Annotated in this window: 19 protein-coding genes; 15 read left to right on the top strand and 4 right to left on the bottom strand. The window is 70.0% G+C overall.

Annotated features, from left to right (window positions below):
* The first annotated feature begins 43 nt into the window (after positions 1–43).
* From pafA to ABEA34_RS20090, 9 genes are all read left to right on the top strand, one after another.
* Entirely contained in the window at positions 44–1,405 is a 1,362-nt protein-coding gene (pafA, locus tag ABEA34_RS20130; RefSeq protein WP_345523359.1) for a Pup--protein ligase, read from the top strand.
* Positions 1,406–1,508: 103 nt separating this feature from the next.
* Entirely contained in the window at positions 1,509–2,468 is a 960-nt protein-coding gene (locus ABEA34_RS20125) for an FKBP-type peptidyl-prolyl cis-trans isomerase (protein WP_345523357.1), read from the top strand.
* Between the two features lie 22 nt (positions 2,469–2,490).
* Entirely contained in the window at positions 2,491–3,471 is a 981-nt protein-coding gene (locus tag ABEA34_RS20120) for a helix-turn-helix transcriptional regulator (RefSeq protein ID WP_345523356.1), read from the top strand.
* Positions 3,468–4,457 carry a helix-turn-helix transcriptional regulator gene (locus ABEA34_RS20115; protein ID WP_345523354.1) on the top strand — a complete coding sequence of 330 codons (990 nt, stop codon included), beginning with the start codon at positions 3,468–3,470 and terminating at the stop codon, positions 4,455–4,457. Before ABEA34_RS20120 ends, ABEA34_RS20115 begins: the two co-directional genes overlap by 4 nt.
* Positions 4,458–4,532: 75 nt before the next feature.
* Entirely contained in the window at positions 4,533–4,811 is a 279-nt protein-coding gene (tatA, locus tag ABEA34_RS20110; RefSeq protein WP_345523353.1) for a Sec-independent protein translocase subunit TatA, read from the top strand.
* A gap of 63 nt (positions 4,812–4,874) precedes the next feature.
* The gene (gene tatC / locus ABEA34_RS20105; protein ID WP_345523352.1) at positions 4,875–5,669 is read left to right on the top strand and encodes a twin-arginine translocase subunit TatC; all 795 of its coding nucleotides are present in this window, start codon (positions 4,875–4,877) and stop codon (positions 5,667–5,669) included.
* Positions 5,666–6,067, top strand: a complete 402-nt coding sequence (locus ABEA34_RS20100) for a hypothetical protein (RefSeq protein WP_345523350.1) — start codon at positions 5,666–5,668, stop codon at positions 6,065–6,067. Before tatC ends, ABEA34_RS20100 begins: the two co-directional genes overlap by 4 nt.
* Before the next feature lie 19 nt (positions 6,068–6,086).
* A complete protein-coding gene (locus ABEA34_RS20095) occupies positions 6,087–6,968 on the top strand; it encodes a diacylglycerol kinase (RefSeq protein ID WP_345523348.1) in 882 nt (293 codons plus the stop codon).
* Positions 6,969–6,989: 21 nt separating this feature from the next.
* Positions 6,990–9,797, top strand: coding sequence for a DEAD/DEAH box helicase (locus ABEA34_RS20090; RefSeq protein ID WP_345523346.1), 2,808 nt, complete (start codon positions 6,990–6,992; stop codon positions 9,795–9,797).
* On the opposite strand, the gene ABEA34_RS20085 is transcribed toward ABEA34_RS20090, so the two are convergent.
* A complete protein-coding gene (locus ABEA34_RS20085; protein WP_345523345.1) occupies positions 9,798–10,454 on the bottom strand; it encodes an SDR family oxidoreductase in 657 nt (218 codons plus the stop codon). It lies immediately after the preceding gene.
* 741 nt (positions 10,455–11,195) lie between these two features.
* Between ABEA34_RS20085 and ABEA34_RS20080 the strand changes: the two genes are divergently transcribed.
* Positions 11,196–12,479 (top strand): HNH endonuclease, encoded by a 1,284-nt coding sequence (locus tag ABEA34_RS20080; protein ID WP_345523344.1) that lies wholly within the window; start codon positions 11,196–11,198, stop codon positions 12,477–12,479.
* 46 nt (positions 12,480–12,525) lie between these two features.
* Here the strand turns inward: ABEA34_RS20080 and ABEA34_RS20075 are convergent, their stop codons facing one another.
* A complete protein-coding gene (locus tag ABEA34_RS20075; protein ID WP_345523343.1) occupies positions 12,526–13,005 on the bottom strand; it encodes a hypothetical protein in 480 nt (159 codons plus the stop codon).
* Positions 13,006–13,359: 354 nt separating this feature from the next.
* On the opposite strand from ABEA34_RS20075, the gene ABEA34_RS20070 reads away from it, so the two are divergent.
* From ABEA34_RS20070 to ABEA34_RS20060, 3 genes are all read left to right on the top strand, one after another.
* Positions 13,360–13,875, top strand: coding sequence for a hypothetical protein (locus ABEA34_RS20070; protein ID WP_345523341.1), 516 nt, complete (start codon positions 13,360–13,362; stop codon positions 13,873–13,875).
* Positions 13,876–14,017: 142 nt separating this feature from the next.
* Positions 14,018–14,650: a hypothetical protein gene (locus ABEA34_RS20065; protein WP_345523340.1), complete on the top strand. Its 633-nt coding sequence runs from the start codon at positions 14,018–14,020 to the stop codon at positions 14,648–14,650.
* Positions 14,651–14,805: 155 nt separating this feature from the next.
* Positions 14,806–15,540, top strand: a complete 735-nt coding sequence (locus tag ABEA34_RS20060; protein WP_345523339.1) for a DinB family protein — start codon at positions 14,806–14,808, stop codon at positions 15,538–15,540.
* Here the strand turns inward: ABEA34_RS20060 and ABEA34_RS20055 are convergent.
* Positions 15,530–16,462: a 5'-3' exonuclease gene (locus tag ABEA34_RS20055; RefSeq protein WP_345523338.1), complete on the bottom strand. Its 933-nt coding sequence runs from the start codon at positions 16,460–16,462 to the stop codon at positions 15,530–15,532. The genes ABEA34_RS20060 and ABEA34_RS20055 overlap by 11 nt on opposite strands.
* Positions 16,463–16,502: 40 nt before the next feature.
* Here ABEA34_RS20055 and ABEA34_RS20050 point away from each other — a divergent pair, with 40 nt between their 5' ends.
* Both ABEA34_RS20050 and ABEA34_RS20045 read left to right on the top strand, forming a co-directional pair.
* Positions 16,503–16,955 (top strand): Lrp/AsnC family transcriptional regulator, encoded by a 453-nt coding sequence (locus ABEA34_RS20050; protein ID WP_425576899.1) that lies wholly within the window; start codon positions 16,503–16,505, stop codon positions 16,953–16,955.
* Positions 16,956–16,994: 39 nt separating this feature from the next.
* Positions 16,995–17,462 (top strand): hypothetical protein, encoded by a 468-nt coding sequence (locus ABEA34_RS20045; protein WP_345523337.1) that lies wholly within the window; start codon positions 16,995–16,997, stop codon positions 17,460–17,462.
* Here the strand turns inward: ABEA34_RS20045 and ABEA34_RS20040 are convergent.
* Complete coding sequence (locus tag ABEA34_RS20040; protein ID WP_345523336.1) at positions 17,430–18,896, bottom strand: KamA family radical SAM protein; 1,467 nt, start codon at positions 18,894–18,896, stop codon at positions 17,430–17,432. The genes ABEA34_RS20045 and ABEA34_RS20040 overlap by 33 nt on opposite strands.
* Between the last annotated feature and the right edge of the window lie 17 nt (positions 18,897–18,913).

Raw genomic sequence — 18,913 nt, 5'->3', positions numbered from 1 at the left:
CGGTTCGCGGTCGGTTTGACCGGCATCGGCCTAGGCTGATCACGTGGACCGGCGGATCTTCGGTATCGAGAACGAGTACGGCGTCACGTGCACGTTCAAGGGCCAGCGCAGGCTGAGCCCCGACGAGGTCGCGCGCTACCTCTTCCGCAAGGTCGTCAGCTGGGGCCGCAGCAGCAACGTCTTCCTGCGCAACGGCGCGCGGCTCTACCTCGACGTGGGCAGCCACCCGGAGTACGCCACCCCCGAGTGCGACGACATCGTCGAGCTGGTCACCCACGACAAGGCGGGGGAGCGGGTCCTCGAGGGACTGCTGCTCGATGCCGAGCAGCGGCTGCACGACGAGGGCATTGCCGGCGAGATCTACCTCTTCAAGAACAACACCGACTCGGCCGGCAACTCCTACGGCTGCCACGAGAACTACCTGGTCAGCCGCGCCGGCGAGTTCTCCAAGCTGGCCGACGTGCTCATCCCGTTCCTGGTCACCCGCCAGATCGTGGTCGGCGCCGGCAAGATCACCCAGACCCCTCGCGGCGCCACGTTCTCCGTCTCGCAGCGCGCCGAGCACATCTGGGAGGGCGTCAGCAGCGCCACCACGCGCAGCCGCCCCATCATCAACACCCGCGACGAGCCCCACGCGGACGCGGAGAAGTACCGCCGCCTGCACGTCATCGTCGGCGACTCCAACATGAGCGAGACCACCACGATGCTCAAGGTCGCCAGCTGCGACCTGGTCCTCCGGATGATCGAGGAGGGCGTGGTGATGCGCGACCTCACGATGGAGAACCCGATCCGGGCGATCCGCGAGATCTCGCACGACGTCACCGGGCGCCGCAAGATCCGGCTCGCCAACGGTCGCGAGGCCAGTGCGCTCGAGATCCAGCAGGAGTACCTCTCCAAGGCCCGCGACTTCGTCGACCGCCGCGAGATCAGCACGCCGGTGATCGAGGCGGCGCTCGACCTGTGGGAGCGCGGCCTCAAGGCGGTCGAGTCGGACGACCTGGGCCTGGTGGACCGCGAGATCGACTGGGTCATCAAGTGGAAGCTGATCGAGCAGTACCGCGCCAAGCACGGGCTCCCGCTCGGCCACCCCCGGGTCGCCCAGCTGGACCTCGCCTACCACGACATCCACCGCAACCGCGGCCTCTACTACCTGCTCGAGAAGCGCGGCATGGTCGCCCGGGTGACGACCGACCTGAAGATCTTCGAGGCCAAGTCGGTGCCGCCGCAGACCACCCGGGCCCGTCTCCGCGGCGAGTTCATCCGCAAGGCCCAGGAGCGCCGGCGCGACTTCACCGTCGACTGGGTGCACCTCAAGCTCAACGACCAGGCGCAGCGGACCGTGCTCTGCAAGGACCCGTTCCGGGCGTACGACGAGCGGGTCCAGCGCCTCATCGACGGCATGTAGCGGCCGGCGTACGTCCCACGGAGCGCCCCGGCGGTCAGGATCCGCTCAGGGTCGGCGGCTACTGTGTCCGGGCTGCCCTGTACTCGAACCTAAGGTTGAACCTGTGTCACGACGTCTCCGACGCCTCCCGGTCCTGCTCCTCCCGCTCCTGCTCGGCACCACGCTGGTCGCCTGTGGCTCCGACGGCGGTAGCGACAAGGACGACACGAGCTCCAGCGACGCCCTCCACGGGATCGCCATCACCGGTGACGTCGGCAAGGCTCCCAAGGTCAAGTGGGACGGCAAGCTCGACGTGAGCAAGACCGCGACCACGGTGGTCACCAAGGGTGACGGCGACAAGATCGCCGACGGCGACCAGGTCGCCGCCCACATCTGGATCGGCAACGGCACCACGCAGAAGCAGGCCTACAGCACCTACGACTCGGGCCAGACCGAGACCATCCCGGCCAGCGCCGACCTCAACCCGGTCTTCAAGGACGCGGTCCTCGACCAGACGGTCGGCTCCCGCGTCGCCGTCACGGCCACCGCGAAGGACGCCTTCGGTGACAGCGGCAACGCCCAGATGGGCATCGGCAACAAGGACACGGTCCTGATCGTCGTGGACCTGATCGACGTGACGACGGTGCTCAAGGGCCCGGACGGCAAGAAGCAGTCGGCGCCGTCGTGGGCACCGGGTCTCGTCACCGACGGTGACAAGGTCACCGGCCTCGACTTCAAGGGCACGCCGGAGCCCAACGGCAAGCTGCGCTCCGCGACCCTGATCGAGGGCTCGGGCGACGCCGTCAAGAAGGGCCAGACCATCACGGTCAACTACTTCGGCCAGGTCTACGACGCCAAGAAGCCGTTCGACGAGAGCTACAGCAAGACCCCCGCGTCGTTCGCCATCGGCGTCGGCGGCGTCGTCCCCGGCTGGGACAAGACGCTGGTCGGCGTCAAGGTCGGCAGCCGCGTGGTCCTCGCGATCCCGCCGGCGGACGGCTACGGCAAGAAGGGCAACGCCCAGGCCGGCATCAAGGGCACCGACACGCTCTACTTCGTGGTCGACATCCTGGCTGCATCCTGATCCATCGGGAAGGATCAGCAGCATGAACAGCACGACGGGCAGGAAGAGCGAGCGCCTGCTCAACCTGCTGATCATGCTGCTGGTCCAGCGCCACTACGTCAGCAAGGACCGGATCCGCGAGTTCCTCTACCCGGACGCGTCGACCGACGCCTTCGAGAAGATGTTCGAGCGCGACAAGGAAGAGCTGCGCAGCCTCGGCGTGCCCATCGAGGTCGGGAACATGGACGCCTACTTCGACGACGAGCCGGGCTACCGGGTGCGCGCCGACCTGCTGGCCCTCCCCGACATCGCGCTGACGCCTGACGAGGCCGCGGTCATCGGGCTCGCGACCCGGGTGTGGCAGCACGCCCGGCTCGCGGACGCCACCACGGAGGCGGTCCGCAAGCTCACCGCCCTCGGCGTCGAGATCGACGAGTCGGCGCTCGACATCGCCGAGCCGCGACTGTCGGCTGACGAGCCGTCGTTCGACGTCTTCTGGGAGGCGACCCAGGAGCGGACCCCGGTCGAGTTCGACTACCGGCGCCCCGGCGCCCCCCGCACCACCACCCGGCACCTGCAGCCCTGGGGAGTCGTCCGCTACTCCGGACGCTGGTACGTCGTCGGCCTCGACACCGACCGCAAGCAGGAGCGCGTCTTCCGGCTGTCCCGGGTCGAGGGTGCGGCGCGCAAGGTCGGCGCGCCCGGGTCGTACGACGTCCCGCCCGGCACCGACGTGCGCGCGACCGCCGTACGCCTGGCGCCCGCACCGGCCACCGGGGAAGCGGTGGTGCTGGTCCGCGGCGACGCGGGCAACGCCCTGCGGCGCGACGCCCTCTCGGTCGAGACCGGTGTCGACGGCCCGGACACCCGCACGTCGTGGGACCGGGTCCGCATCGGCCGCGGCGGGACCTCGGCCGCCGAGGAGCTGCTCGGCTACGGGGCGGACGTCTACGTCGAGTCGCCCGACGAGCTGCGCGCCGAGGTCGTCCGCCGGCTCCGCGCCGTGGTGGGGGAGTCCGCATGAGCATCCAGCCGGCGGGGGCCAAGGACCAGGTCGCCCGGCTCCTCACGCTGGTGCCCTTCCTGCACGCGCGCGGCGCCGTACGCCTCGAGGACGCCGCGACCGCGCTGGGGGTGTCGGCCGAGCAGGTCCTGGCCGACCTCAACGTCCTGCTGATGTGCGGCCTGCCCGGCGGCTACCCCGACGACCTCATCGACGTCGACCTGGACGCGCTCGAGGAGCCGGGGGGCGATGGCGTCATCCGGGTCACCAACGCCGACTACCTCGCCCGGCCGCTGCGGCTGACCCCCACCGAGGCGACCGCGATCATCGTCGCGCTGCGGGCGCTGCGGGGGAGTGCCGGCGAGGAGACCCGCGAGATCGTCGACCGGGCGCTCGCCAAGCTGGAGGCGGCGGCCGCCCACGGCTCCGGCGTCGCCCAGATCGACCCCGGCGACTCCCCGGGCGGACCCGACCTGGTGCGCCTCGAGGCCGACCTCCGCCGGGCCAGTGCCGAGCGCCGCCAGGTGCGGCTGAGCTACTACGTCCCCTCCCGCGACGAGCAGTCCGAGCGCGTGGTCGACCCGCGCGGCGTCGTCACCGCGGACGGCTTCACGTACCTCGACGCCTGGTGCCACAGCGCCGAGGCACCGCGCCTCTTCCGCCTGGACCGGATCGCCCGGGCGGAGGTGCTCGACAGCGAGATCCAGTCCGAGCCCGAGCCGCCGCGCGACCTCGGCAAGGACGGTTTCTTCCCGCAGTCGCCCGACACGATCCTGGCGACACTGGAGCTCGACGCGGCTGCCCGCTGGGTGGTCGAGTACTACCCCGTCCACGCCGTACGCCGGCGCCGCGGTGGCCGCCTCGAGGTGGACCTCGTGGTCGCCAACGAGCGGTGGCTGCAGCGGCTCCTGCTGCGGCTCGCACCCCACGCGCGAGTGCTCAGCCCGCCCGAGTACGCCGCGTCGTACGCCGCCGCCGCGCGTGAGGCCCTCAGCCTCTACCCGTGACGACCGGTCAGTTCGCCCAAGGCGTAGCATGGCTGACGCCGACTACCAACAGATGAGGTCACGATGCTCAACCCCATGATCGGAATGCCCCAGGGAGCCGAGTGGCTCGTGATCCTGGTCATCGTGGTGCTGGTCTTCGGTGCCGCCAAGCTGCCCGATCTGGCCCGCGGGACCGGCCAGGCGTTGCGCATCTTCAAGGCGGAGACCAAGGGTCTGCGCGACGACGACGACGATGACGACGTCAAGGACACCACGACGCCGCCCGTCGCCCCGCCGCCGGTCGAGCTGCCGCCGACGACGACGCAGGACCAGGCACCCGTCGAGGACCGCCAGGCCGACAAGAACAACGGCTGAGACCGGACGCCCCGCACGCCCGTGGCGCTACGAGGTATTTTTCGGCTGTTCTCCGGCAAACCGATGCACCCGGTGGGTGCCGACGGCCGGATGGCGCTCTCGGACCACTTCCGCGAGCTCCGTGCACGCGTCCTCCGGGTCGCACTGACCTTCCTGGTCGTCTTCGGCGTCTCGCTGTTCTTCTTCGACCAGCTCTACGACTTCGTGTACGGGCCCTACAAGACGGCCAGGGAGAACCTTCCCCAGGGCGCCACGCTGCCCACGACCCAGGGCGCCGGCGGCGGCCTGATGCTGTACCTCAAGCTCTGCGGCTTCACCGCCCTGATCGTCACCTGCCCGGTCTGGCTCTACCAGATCTGGGCGTTCATCGTCCCGGGCCTGCACCCCAGCGAGAAGCGCTGGACCCGCATCTTCGTCGTCATCGCGGCACCCCTCTTCCTGGTCGGTGTGCTCCTCGGCTGGCTCACCTTGCCGAAGGGCCTCGAGGTCCTGATCGGGTTCAACCCCGACGGCATCACCAACCTGATCGACTTCAACGACTACCTGCAGTTCTTCACCCGCACCCTGCTGGTCTTCGGGCTCGCGTTCGAGATCCCGGTCTTCGTGGTGATGCTCAACCTGGCCGGCGTCGTCAAGGGCAAGACGCTCGCGCAGTACCGACCCTGGATCATCATCGGCATCTTCGTCTTCGCCGCGATCGCGACCCCCTCCACGGACCCGTTCACGATGACGATCATGGCCGTCCCGATGGTCATCCTCTACGGCATCTCCGAGGTCCTGGCGCGCACGCACGACCGCCGCAAGGCCGAGGCCAACCCCAACGCAGGTCTCTCGCCCGACGAGGCGTCGCCACTGTGAGGGAGGCGCTCACCCCCGTCGACCCCTTCGACCTCCCCGAGTGGCTCGGGGTCGCGGAGGTGACCTGGTCGGCGCTGGGCGGCCTGCGCACCGGGTACGCCGTACGGGGCGAGCTCCTCGCCGAGGACCACGAGCCGCTCGCGTGCGACCTGGTCGCGGTGGACGAGGCCTACCCCGAGCCGGTCGCCAGCGACGCCGTCCGGCTGCGGGCCCACCAGGCGTGGCGGCACGGTGAGGTGCACCTGGTCCGGCGCGACGACCGGCTGGCCCTCGCCGTGCCCGGCACGTCCTTCACCGCCGACCTCGTGCTCGACGCCTTCGCCCGGCTGGCGCGCTCCGTGGGCGCCTCGGCCGAGCGGTACGCCGTCCTGCTCAGGATCGGCGACTCCGGCCGGTAGTCGGCGCTACTCTTCGCCCGTGACCGGCAGCCTGGGCGAGATCGCGCTCCTGACCAACCCGACGTCCGGCAAGGGACGGGGCGCGAAGGCGCGCGACGCGGCGCTGGAGCGCTTCAAGGAGGCGGGGCTGACCCCGCGGAGCCTGGCCGGCCGCGACGCCGACGAGGCCCTCGACATCGCCCGCCAGTGCGTGGCCGACGGTTTCGACACGCTCGTCATCGCCGGCGGGGACGGCATGGTCCACATCGGGGTCCAGGCCATCGCCGGAACCCCGACCCGGCTGGGCATCATCCCGGCCGGCACGGGCAACGACGTCGCCCGCTACTTCGACCTGCCGCGCAAGGACCCGCGCGCCGCCACCGAGCGCCTGCTCGCCGGCCGGACCCGCACCGTCGACCTGGCCCGCAGCGGGTCGCAGTACTTCACCACCGTGCTCTGCGCCGGGTTCGACGCCGTCGTCAACGAGCGGGCCAACCAGATGACCTGGCCCAAGGGGCAGATGCGCTACAACATCGCCACTCTCGCCGAGCTGCGGACGTTCAACCCCCTGCCGTACACCCTCGAGCTCGACGGCGAGACCCTCTCGCTCGAGGCGATGATGGTCTCGGTCGGCAACGGCCCGTCGTTCGGCGGCGGCCTGCGGATCACCGAGGGCGCGGTCCTCGACGACGGCCTGCTCGACGTCGTCATCATCAAGCCGATGAGCAAGGGTGCGCTGGTGCGCACCTACCCGAAGCTCTTCAAGGGCACCCACACCACCCACCCGGCGTACCAGCACCACCGGGTGCGCTCCGTGACGGTCGCGGCGCCGGGGATCGTCTCGTACGCCGACGGCGAGCGTTTCGGCGCGCTGCCGCTCACGGTGGAGTGCGCTCCCGGCGCGCTGACCGTCCTGTACTGACCCGCCGCCTAGGCTGGCTCCATGAGCACCGCGGACGACCAGCAGCTTTCGCCGTCCGAGCGGTACTCGTCGTACCGCAAGCTCAAGCAGCACCCCGTGCTCCGCGACTTCGCCGGCCTCTACGACTTCCCGCTCGACGACTTCCAGCTGCGCGGGTGCGAGGCGATCGAGGAGGGCCGCAGCGTCCTCGTCGCGGCACCGACCGGGTCGGGCAAGACGATCGTCGGCGAGTTCGCCGTGCACCTGGCCCTCGAGACCGGGCGCAAGTGCTTCTTCACCACCCCGATCAAGGCGCTGTCCAACCAGAAGTACAACGACCTCGTGTCCCGCTACGGCACCGACAAGGTCGGCCTGCTGACCGGCGACAACGTCGTCAACGGCGAGGCCCCGATCGTGGTGATGACCACCGAGGTGCTGCGCAACATGCTGTACGCCGGGTCGCGCACCCTGCTCGGCCTGGGCTTCGTGGTCATGGACGAGGTGCACTACCTCGCCAACCGCGAGCGCGGCGCCGTCTGGGAAGAGGTGATCATCCACCTCCCGGAGTCGGTGGCCCTGGTCTCGCTGTCCGCGACCGTCTCCAACGCGGAGGAGTTCGGCGAGTGGCTCGAGACGGTCCGGGGCGACACCACCGTGATCGTCGAGGAGAAGCGGCCGGTGCCGCTCTACCAGCACGTGATGGTGGGCAAGCGGCTGCTGGACCTCTTCGCCTCCTCGGACGTCGATGCCGCCGCCGGCTTCGTCAAGGAGGGTGCCCCCGTCAACGACGAGCTGCTCAAGGTGGCGCGCGACGACTGGGCGAGCACGCGCATCAAGGACCGGCGTACCCCGCGGGGAGCGAAGAAGACCGGGCAGCGCCAGGTCGGCAACGGCCGCCGGGTGTGGATCCCGAGCCGCGTCGACGTGATCGACCGCCTCGACCGCGAGGGCCTGCTCCCGGCGATCGTGTTCGTCTTCAGCCGGGTGGGCTGCGACGCCGCCGTCACGCAGTGCCTCAGCGCCGGCATCCGGCTGACGAAGCCGGAGGAGCGTGACGAGATCTTCGCGTTCGTCGAGGAGTCCTGCCGCCACCTCCCGCCCGACGACCTCCAAGTGCTCGGCTACCACGACTTCCTCGACGGCCTGACGCGCGGCGTGGCCGCGCACCACGCCGGGATGCTGCCGGCGTTCAAGCAGTGCGTCGAAGAGCTCTACGTGCGCGGGCTGTGCAAGGTCGTCTTCGCCACGGAGACCCTCGCGCTCGGCATCAACATGCCGGCGCGGACGGTCGTGATCGAGAAGCTCGACAAGTGGAACGGCGAGACCCACGCCGCGATCACGCCGGGGGAGTACACCCAGCTCACCGGCCGCGCCGGTCGTCGTGGCCTCGACGTCGAGGGCCACGGCGTCGTGCTCTGGCAGCCGGGGATGAACCCGCGCGAGCTGGCCGGCCTCGCCTCCACTCGCACCTACCCGCTGCGCTCGTCGTTCCGGCCGTCGTACAACATGGCCGTCAACCTCGTGCACCAGTTCGGCCGCACCCGCTCGCGCGAGCTGCTGGAGCAGTCGTTCGCGCAGTTCCAGGCCGACAAGGCCGTCGTGGGGCTGGCGCGGCAGCTGCGCAAGGCCGAGGACGCGCTGGCCGGCTACCGGGAGGCGGCCACGTGCGACCGGGGCGACTTCATGGAGTACGCCGCGATCCGCCAGCGGATCAGCGACCTCGAGAAGGGCGCCAGCAAGGCGCGCAAGGCCGACCAGCGCGAGGAGGCCGTGGAGTCGCTGAAGGAGCTCAAGCCAGGGGACGTGATCATGGTGCCGACCGGCAAGTTCGCCGGCTGGGCCGTCGTCATCGATCCCGGTTGGTCGCCGGAGGGGCCGCGGCCGTACGTCGTGACCTCCGACCGCCAGGCGCGCCGCCTCGCGATGATCGACTTCCCGGCCCCGGTGGAGGCCATGGGGAAGGTCCGGATCCCCAAGAACTTCAACGGCCGCAACCCGCAGATGCGTCGCGACCTCGCCTCGTCGCTGAAGGCCAAGACGCACGACCTGGCACCGCCTCGGCTGACCAAGCAGCGTGGGGTGCGTGGCGACCAGGTCCGCACGCACGCCGACGAGGAGATCAGCCGGCTCCGGGAAGAGCTGCGTACCCACCCGTGCCACGCCTGTCCCGACCGGGAGGACCACGCACGCTGGGCGGAGCGCTACGGCAAGCTCGACCGGGACGCGCAGACGCTGCGCCGCCGCGTGGAGCAGCGGACCAACACCGTGGCCCGTCAGTTCGACCGGGTCTGCGACGTGCTGACCGCGCTGGAGTACCTCGAGGGCGACACGATCACCGACCGCGGTCGCCACCTGATGCGGCTCTACTCCGACATGGACCTGGTCGCGGCGGAGTCGATCCGCCTGGGCCTGTGGGACGAGCTCTCGCCGTCGGGGCTGGCGGCCGTGCTGTCGGTGCTCGTCTTCGAGGCGCGCCGTCCCGACGACGCCTCGTCGCCGCGGCTGCCCGGCGGCGCCGTGCGCGAGGTCATCGGCGAGATGGTGAAGCTGTGGGGGAGCCTGGACGCCCTCGAGCGGGACCACAAGCTCGACTTCCTGCGCGCGCCCGACCTCGGCTTCGCGTGGATCGCCTACCGCTGGGCCGAGGGGGACGACCTCGACGACGTGCTGAAGGTCAGTGACCTCGCCGCGGGTGACTTCGTCCGGTGGATGAAGCAGCTGATCGACCTGGCCGGTCAGGTCGCCGGAGCCGCCGGGGACAGCCCGGTGCGCGAGACCGCGCGCCAGACCGTCGCGGCCCTGCGCCGGGGCGTCGTCGCCTACAACAGCCTGGTCGACGACGAGGTGTAGTCAGCTCGCGGTGGCGATCGCCTCGCCGACCGAGGTGGTGCCGCTGACCAGGACCCACTGCTTGCCGATCGTGCGCGGGGCGTCCAGCACACCGGCGACCACGGCCGCCACGTCGGCGCGGGGAACGTCGCCTCCGCCGAGGTCCGCGCCGAGCGACACGAGTCCGGTCGCGGGGTCGTCGGTGAGACGGCCCGGGCGGATGATCGTCCAGTCGAGGTCGCTGGCCCGCAGGGCGGCGTCGGCGTCGCGCTTGGCCTCGACGTACGCCCGCCAGACGTCGGAGGTGTCCTCCGGCAGCGGGTCGTCGACGCCGATCGCGGAGATCTGGACGAAGCGCCGGATGCCCGCTTGCCGAGCGCCCTCGATCGACTTGAGGGATCCCTCGAGATCGACGGTGCGCTTGCGCTCGATGTTGCCGTCCGGCCCACCGCCCGCCGCGAAGACGACCGCCTCGCAGCCCTCGAAGGCCCGGGCGAAGTCCTCTGCGCCCTGCTGCTCGATGTCGAGGATTCGCACCTCCGCGCCCTTGCTCTCGAGCTCGTCCCGGTACTCCTCCTTGCGCACGAGCGCCACCGGGTCGTGGTCGGACCTGCGTAGGTCGTGGATGAGGTGCCGGGCCACCTGCCCGTGCCCCCCGACGATCGCGATGCGTGTCATGCCGTCCACCGTACGAGGTCGGGGCCTCGAAAGCACCACGACTGACAGAGGCTTGCGGGTGGTCTCGGGTGGGCCGCCGATAGGCAGCTGCGACGGGTACGGCGCGCGCGGGTCGGCGCCGCCTCCCGGCTTGCAGGCTTGTCGGTGGTCGAGCAGCGAGCGCCAGCGAGCGTCGTCGAGACCCCGGAAGGCTGACCGTGGCCTGCGGGTGGTCAGTGGCAGACCGACAGGCAACAACGCGGATACAGCGGGCTCGGGTCGGCGCCGACTCCCGGCGCGCCGGCCTTCCGGTGGTCGAGCAGCGAGCGCCAGCGAGCGTCGCCGAGACCGCGGAGGGCTGGCTGCGGCCTGCGGGTGGTTCGTGGTGCAGACCGATGGCAGTTATGCGGGTACGGCGGCCTCGGGTCGATGCAGGCTCCCGGCTTGTCGGTGGTCGAGCAGCGAGCGCCAGCGAGCGTCGTCGAGACCCCGGAAGGCTGACCGTGGCCTGCGGGTCGTCAGTGGTGTCAGACCGAGAGGCAGCTATGCGGGTACGGCGGTCTCGGGTCGACGCCGTGTGCCGGCTTGCCGGTGGTCGAGCAGCGAGCGCCAACGAGCGTCGTCGAGACCCCCGCACCCAAGCGCCCGCCTTGGGCTGCGGGGATCTCGACACGGTTGCTGAGCAACCTGCTCGATCAACGGGAACCAGAAAAGTTCTTGATACAGACTTGTCATTCGAACACACGTTCGATACCATGAGACATGACCACGCCCTTCGTCCCCGACACCGCCACCACGGCGGCGCCCACGGACGAACGCGCCCTCCTCGACCAGATCCGCGCCCTCGAGGACACCAAAGCCCGGATCGCAGCAACCCAGGCCGAGCTGACCGTGCAGCTCGACCACCTGGTCCGGACCCGCCACGCCACCTCCCGGATCCCCGCTGCCCGGCAGGGCCGCGACGTCGCCAGTCTGGTCGCCTACGCCCGGCGTGAGTCCCCCGCGAAGGGATCGCGGCTGCTGGGGCTCGCGCATGCGTTGACCGAGCAGCCGCACCTGTGGGCCGCGATGCGCGCCGGCGTGATCTCCGAGTGGCGCGCCACCCTCATCACCCGCGAGACCTCCTGCCTCTCCCGTCAGGACCGGGCACTGGTCGACGCCGAGATCTGCCAGCCAGGTCCGGACGGCACCTACCCCTTCGACGGGTGGGGCGACCGACGTCTGACCGCGGAGACCCAGAAGGCCGTCATCCGCATCGACGCCGCCGCCGTGGTCAACCGCCGGTCCAAGGCCGAGGCCGACCGTCACGTGTCGATGCGGCCCGCACCCGACACCATGGCCCGCCTCTCCGCCCTGCTCACCGCCAAGCAAGGCGTCGCCGTCTGGGCGACGCTCACCCGGATCGCGGACCAAGCCAGGTCCGCCGGCGACCCAAGAACCCGCGGCCAGGTCATGGCCGACACCCTCGTGGAGCGCATCACCGGCGTCCCACGCGCCGATCAGATCCCGGTGGTCGTGAACGTCGTGATCTCCGACCAAGCCCTCCTCGACGACAGCATCGAGCCCGCCTGGCTCCACGGATACGGACCCATCCCCGCCGACACCCTCGACCCCGACCACCTGACCGCGATCCGCCGCCTCTACGCCAAGCCCGCCACCGGCACCCTGGTGGCGATGGAGTCCGTCGCCCGCGAGTTCCCCACCGCACTCGCCCGCTTCATCGAGCTGCGCGACCGCACCTGCCGCACCCCCTTCTGCGACGCCCCCATCCGCCACCGCGACCACGCCGAAGACCACGCAACCGGCGGACCCACCACCGCGATCAACGGCCAAGGCCTCTGCGAACACTGCAACCACACCAAACAAGCACCCGGCTGGCGCAGCCGACCCGTCAACGGACCACCAGACACCCGCCACACCATCGAAACCCGGCTGCCCACCGGCCACGTCGCCCGGTCAACCGCACCCGCGACTCCCACACCAGCCACCCTGCAACCAGTCAGTCGCGCCGAGACCTACCTCCTCGAAGTCATCCTCGCCGCCTAGTGGCACCGCATTGCTGCACGCGCTCACATACCGATGACCGTGCGCCCTAACGCAGTCGTGGGCGGACGAAGCCGCTTCTGAACATGCCCTCGCCCACAGCGCAACGCAGCGCCTCGGCCGTCGACAGCTGGGCTCCGAGATTCCGCATCTCTTGAGCCATGAATGCGAAGGCATCAAGACGGGCTTCGGGGCCAAGGAGGTCGTGCGTGTGGTCGAAGACCATCGTGAAGTAGGAGCGATGGTCGTTAAATCTTGTGCCAACCGCGGCAGGCGGCACTCCCAACGGCATCAGGGTGTAGTCGATAACCACGTCGCAGTCGGCGACGCGTCTCGGGTCAGTCTGATGCCACGCACGAACAGCGCATCCCACGAGCGGAGCCCAGCGAGACCACGACGCGCCGCGATCAAGCTCGAACACCCACAACAGCTCATCGGTCGCGATCGACCAACGGGAGGCTCGACCCTGGCGCTCGGCGACCTCCCCGATCGCACGCGCAGCCGCCTTCCTGATCTCCGCAGCGTCCACGGTTGCACCCTGTCAGGCGCGGGCCGACTGCGACCGCGAGTTGCCGGATCTGCCGCGTTCCGCTCGGTCGTGCCGCGACCCGAGCGTCCGTTCATTTCGAGGAGCAGGCGTCGCTCATGCCCGATGCGTGTCAACGCCGTCGTCCCGCAACAAGTCGTGAATGCTTGATGAGTTCGGCAAATCGCTCGGATAGTGGTGGCAAATGAGTCGCACTGAAGAGTGCTTCTGAGGTTGCCGACAACGAGGGTGGCAGTGTGGCTCGTGGGGCCTGCATCTGCCATCAGTGTTCGGAGAGCTGGCGAAACTGCGTCAAGGCGGAGTGCGTGGCCGCGCGCCGATGGCACGATGTGCGGCGTGAGCCTGATCGAGGACCAGATCCTCACCGATCGACCTCGCTGTCGTTGGCGCCGCATCGCCGCGGTCGTTGCGGCGACGCTCATCCTCTGCGCTGTTCTCGGCGTGCTCGTAGTTCGCGACCTCGAGCGGAACCGGGTCGTGGAGGTGGGCAGCGCAGTTGTCGCGATCGAAGGACGAGACATCCACTTCTGGCCGCCGACGCGGGTTGTGGTGCACATCGGCGTCGGCGTCATGGGTCAGCTGGGTCTTGTCGGCGGCCGGTGCGTGGGATTCGTGAACGATGTGGATCCGTCGTCCGGGAAGGCCGCTGGCGTCGTCATCGTTTGGCCGCCCGGGACGTCCGTCAGCGGCGAGGGTGACGAACTCCGCATCAAGACGCCGGGGAATACCCTGCGCCTCGGGCAGCAAGTCGACGGCGGCGAGGACTTCGGCCACGACTTCAGGGGCATCAGGGACCAACTTCCAGACGAGTGCCGCAAGTACGAGCTGACCCAGTTCGGCCCAGCGGAGTAGCCCGGGCCGGGCAGGGCCAGAGCTTGAGAAGGTTCGGCCGGACGCGGTTCCGCGGGAAGTGACTGCCGCGGGAGTGTTGAACGAGAGGCCGCTCGGGCTTCGCCCGGGCGAGTGCTTCTGCGTAGGGGCCGACGACCCAGTCGTGCAGGTCGTGCCGACCGTCGTAGGTGGTCCCAACCGGCGGGTCGCATGCCTGGAGGATGGCGTCGACGTCGGCGAGCGCGTCACGGATCGCCGATCGGCAACCATCCAGATCTGCCGCGTTCCGCCCGGTCGTGCCGATGAGCGAGCTCACCCGATCGGCGACTGGGATACTGCCGGGGTGGATGAGATCCAGGTCCTTCCGGTCGACGAACGCGACGGCAGCTGGGAGGTCGACACGCCTCGCTTCCGGGTCTACCTCCACGGCAGCGGCGAGGCGACGACGCATGGCTGGACTGCCACCTACGACATCACGGGTGCCGATGTTCTACAGGTGATCGATTGGGCGCAACGTGAGGCGGGTGACTCCCTCACGTACGCGGTGGCACTCGTCTATGACGACAATGCAAAGGCGCAGCTCAACTCAGGCGGCGGTCGCGGGCTGCTGTGGCTTGTCGGCACGGACGGCAACACAAACGCGCGATCTCCCGAGGAGACAGCGGTCCTGAACCGGATGCTGGCGCGGCGTACAGATCGCGTAGGTGTGCCCCAGGCCGACCGCATCCCCGAGGGGGCGCTGTCCGTCGGGAAGGACTTGATCGCGCGCCTCAATGGAGCGCAGTCACCGCACTAGAACATCCTCTTCTGCCGCGATGAGGCGGCCCCGTCGGAGAGCCTTCTGGATCGCCTCAGGCGCGCCCGGCATCGTCGCCCTGTGCTTCGGGCCTACGTGTGTTCCATCCTGCCGTCGTCGTGGCTGTCGTGGCCCGCAGCGGTGATGATGGAGCGATGACGACCTATTCCGACACGAAGGAGTTCGAGGGCGCGTCGTTCGTGAAGGCGAGCCTCAAGGGCGCCACGCTGCGGTTCTCCGACGTCAGTGGCGTGACCATGCGCAGCGTCGACGTGGGCGGGCTCGACATCGACAGCCACGACCTGGCCTTCGGCACGCTCTTCGTCAACGGCGTCGACGTGGTGCCGCTCGTGGAGGCGGAGCTCAACCGACAGTTCCCGGGACGGGAGCTGCAGAGTGCCCAGACACCCGAGGGCCTGCGCGAGGGCTGGGTCGCCGTGCAGGCCGCGTGGGCGACGACGGTGGTGGACACGCCGCCGGAGCTGGTGGACGCCCACGTCGAGGACGAGTGGTCCCTGGCCGAGACCCTGCGGCACCTGGTCCTGGCGACCAACGCGTGGTTGGGCGGCGGCATCCAGCGGTTGGAGCAGCCCTTCCACGAGATCGGCCAGATCTTCACCGGCGCCGGCGAGATGGGCTTCGACCTGTCGATCTTCCGCACGGACACACCGTCGTACGACGAGGTCCTCGCGGTGCGGGCCGAGCACCAACAGCTGGTGACCGACTTCCTGGCCACGGCCACGCCCGAGCTGCTCGCCGAGGAGCGCGTCAACCCGTGGGGCGGCGGCGACTGGCACCCCAGCGTCGGCGACTGCATCCGCGTGATCCTCGAGGAGGAGTGGGCGCACCTGCGCTACATCCGACGAGACCTGGCGCTGCTCAGAGCTTGAGCAGCACCTCGGTGAGCCGCTGCACGGGGCTCTCGATGCCCCACTTCGTGCCGAGCTCGGCAACGCGGGCGAGGTCGACCGGTTCGGACGGCAGTCGCGTGGCGGGGGAGCCGAGGTCGATGTCGCGGGCGACGGCCACCACCTGCGGCGCGACGGCCAGGTAGTCGGCGGCCGCCTTGATCTTGCCGCGCGGGCCAGGGCCCATGTCGCCGTCGGGGTCGATCGCCGCCGCGACGATGCCGTCCATGTCGCCGAACCGCTGGAGCAGGGTGGCCGCGGTCTTGTCCCCGACGCCGGCGACGCCCGGCAGCCCGTCGGACGCGTCCCCGCGCAGGGTCGCGAAGTCGGCGTACTGCCGGGCGCCGATGTCGTACTTGGCCCGCACCCAGTCGTTGGTGACGCGCTCGTGGTTGCGCACGCCCCGGGCGATGTAGAGCACGCGTACGTCGGCGTCGTCGTCGACGAGCTGGAAGAGGTCGCGGTCTCCCGTCACGATGTCCACCGGCTGCCGCGCCTGGGCGGCGAACGAGCCGATGACGTCGTCGGCCTCGTAGCCGTCGACGCCCTTCACGCACAGCCCGAAGGCCTCGAGGACGTCGAGGATGATCGGCACCTGGACCTGCAGCGGGTCCGGCACCTCCTCGATGTCCGGGGCGCCGGTCTTCTCGGCGACCACACGGTGGGCCTTGTACGACGGCAGCAGGTCGACCCGCCACTGCGGGCGCCAGTCGTTGTCCCAGCAGCACACCAGGTCGGTGGGCTCGTAGTCCCCGACCAGCCGCGAGATGAAGTCGAGGAAGCCCCGCACCGCGTTGACCGGCGTACCGTCCGGCGCCTTGATCTCCGGGACCCCGAAGAACGCGCGGAAGTACATCGAGGCGCTGTCGAGCAGCATCAGCCGGCCGGTCTGCGAGTCGGTCACGTCCGCATCCAATCATGGGATCGCGGCTAGTCTGTGCGCCGTGAGCCAGTCGGAACTCGAAGCAACGGACCGCAAGATCCTCGAGCTTCTCGCGAACGACGGGAGGATGTCGTTCACCGACCTGGGCAAGGCCACCGGTCTTTCGACGTCCGCCGTCCACCAGCGTGTCAAGCGACTCGAGTCACGCGGCCTGATCCGTGGGTACGGCGCGAGCATCGACCACGAGCAGCTCGGGCTGCCGCTGACGGCCTTCATCTCGATCCGTCCGATCGACCCCTCGCAGCCCGACGACTCACCGGAGAGGGTCCGCGGCATCCCGGAGATCGAGTCCTGCTGGTCGGTCGCCGGCGACGAGTCCTACATCCTCAAGGTCCGGGTGGCGACGCCCAGCAGCCTCGAGGACCTGCTTGCCCGGATCCGGGCGTCCGCCAACGTCTCGACGCGCACGACGATCGTGCTGTCCACGCCGTACGAGAACCGCTCCGTCACCTGAGCCGGAGGCCGACGCCCCCGGGAGGGGTAGCGTCGGAGCATGGGGGCCGGCACCGGACGCGCGACGCGGGCACATCTGCAGCTCGCCGCCGCGATGGTGCTGGTCGTGGTCGGGGTGGTCATGAGGATGCTGACCGTCAGCTACGACGCGCAGACGACCGCCCACGTCACGGACGTCATCCGCAGCGCTGACACCGCCTCCGGGTCCGGATGGGGAGCCGGGACGTCGTTCGCGCCCATCCCGGCATGCCAGGTCCGGGTCGACTTCACGGCCGCCGGCCGCCACGAGCAGGCCACCGTCTCCGACCACCCGACCCTGTGCGGCCGGCACGAGGGCGACCCGGTCACGGTCTACTACGCCTCCGACAACCCCATCCAGGTCGGCCTGGCGCCGAGCTCAGGCTTCGGGGCGTTCCCGATCGTGGTCGGTCTCACCTGGCTGGTCGTGCTGGGCGTACGACGCAGGTTGCCCGGCTCACCAGGCCTGGAGCGCCGCCGTACGTCGTGATGCCTCGGCCATCTCGGCGGCCCGCAGCGACGACTCGTCCAGGTCGCCGTGCTCGGCCCACCACTGCTGGCCCTCGGCGGGCAGCGTGTGGATCGGGTCGTAGTACTCGTAGGTCTTGGTGAGCGCGTCGGAGGCGGTGGCCTCGATCGAGGTCCGGTAGTTCTTGGTCCAGTACGAGATGCCGCGCTCGGCGTCGTAGTCGGCGAGCTGGTGCACCCAGCGCTTGCCGACGAACGGCACGTCGCACACGATCCGCGGCGTCGCGAAGCCGGGCAGGTAGCCCATGATGTGGTGCTGCAGCCGCTGGGCGTCGGCGACAGAGACCCGCCAGTGCTCCGAGTAGGGGATCAGGTCGCACATGTAGAAGTAGTAGGGCATGATCTGCGCGCCGTCGAGCAGCCGGAAGCACAGGTCGAGCAGCGCGTGCGGGTCGGCGTTGACGCCGTTGAGCAGCACGCCCTGGTTGCGCACGTCGCGTACGCCGGCGTCGAGCATCGCGCGCGACGCCTGGGCGACCAGCGGCGTGATCGAGTTCGCGTGGTTGGCGTGGGTGTGGATGGCGAGCGACACCCCGCGCGACCGGGCGAGCGTCGCGACCCGCTCGACCCCGGCGCGGACGTCGTCCTGCAGCCAGTGCTGGGGGAGCCCGATGAGCGCCTTGGTGGCCAGCCGGATGTCGCGGATGTTCTCGATCTCCAGGAGCTGTGTCAGGAAGTCCTCGAGGCGCGGCCACGGCATGTTGGCCACGTCGCCGCCGGAGACGACGACGTCGCGCACCTGCGGCGTACGACGGAGGTAGTCCATCATCGAGCCCAGCCGGTCAACCGGCTTGCCCACGAACTTGAGCTTGTCGACCGTCGGCGTCGAGTTGCCGACGAGGTCCATGCGCGTGCAGTGACCGCAGTACTGCGGGCAGGTCGGCAGCAGCTCGGCGAGCACCTTGGTGGGGTAGCGGTGCGTCAGCCCCTCGGCCACCCACATGTCGTGCTCGTGGAGGGAGTCGCGGGTCGCGTGGGGGTGCGACGGCCAGTCGGTGCGTCGGTCCGAGAAGACCGGGATCATGTAGTGCCGGACCGGGTCGGCGTAGAACGCCTCGGTCAGCGAGCCTGGGCCGGCGGGCGTCTCGTGCGGCACCATCGTGTTCATCATCTGCGGGGGCACGAGCATCGACATCGTGGCCCGCTCGGACTGGTCGCGCTCCAGGTCGGCGTAGAACCGGTCGTCGACCAGGTCGCCGAGGAGCTCACGCAGCTGCTTGACGTTCTTGACGCAGTGCGAGCGCTGCCACTGGACGGACGCCCACTCGTCGGCGGTGACGTCACGCCACCCCGGGAAGCGGGTCCAGTCGGGCTCGACGAGCTCGACCCGTTGGTACGGGTACGGCTGGCCGGTCTGGTCCTCGACGAGGGCTGCGATCGACGTCTCGATGCTCATGGAGGGAGCGTAGACGG

Source organism: Nocardioides conyzicola (genome assembly GCF_039543825.1).
Classification (GTDB): Bacteria; Actinomycetota; Actinomycetes; order Propionibacteriales; family Nocardioidaceae; genus Nocardioides; species Nocardioides conyzicola.
Note: the sequence above shows the minus strand (reverse complement) of the source record. Positions and strands in the feature narration are given on the sequence as shown.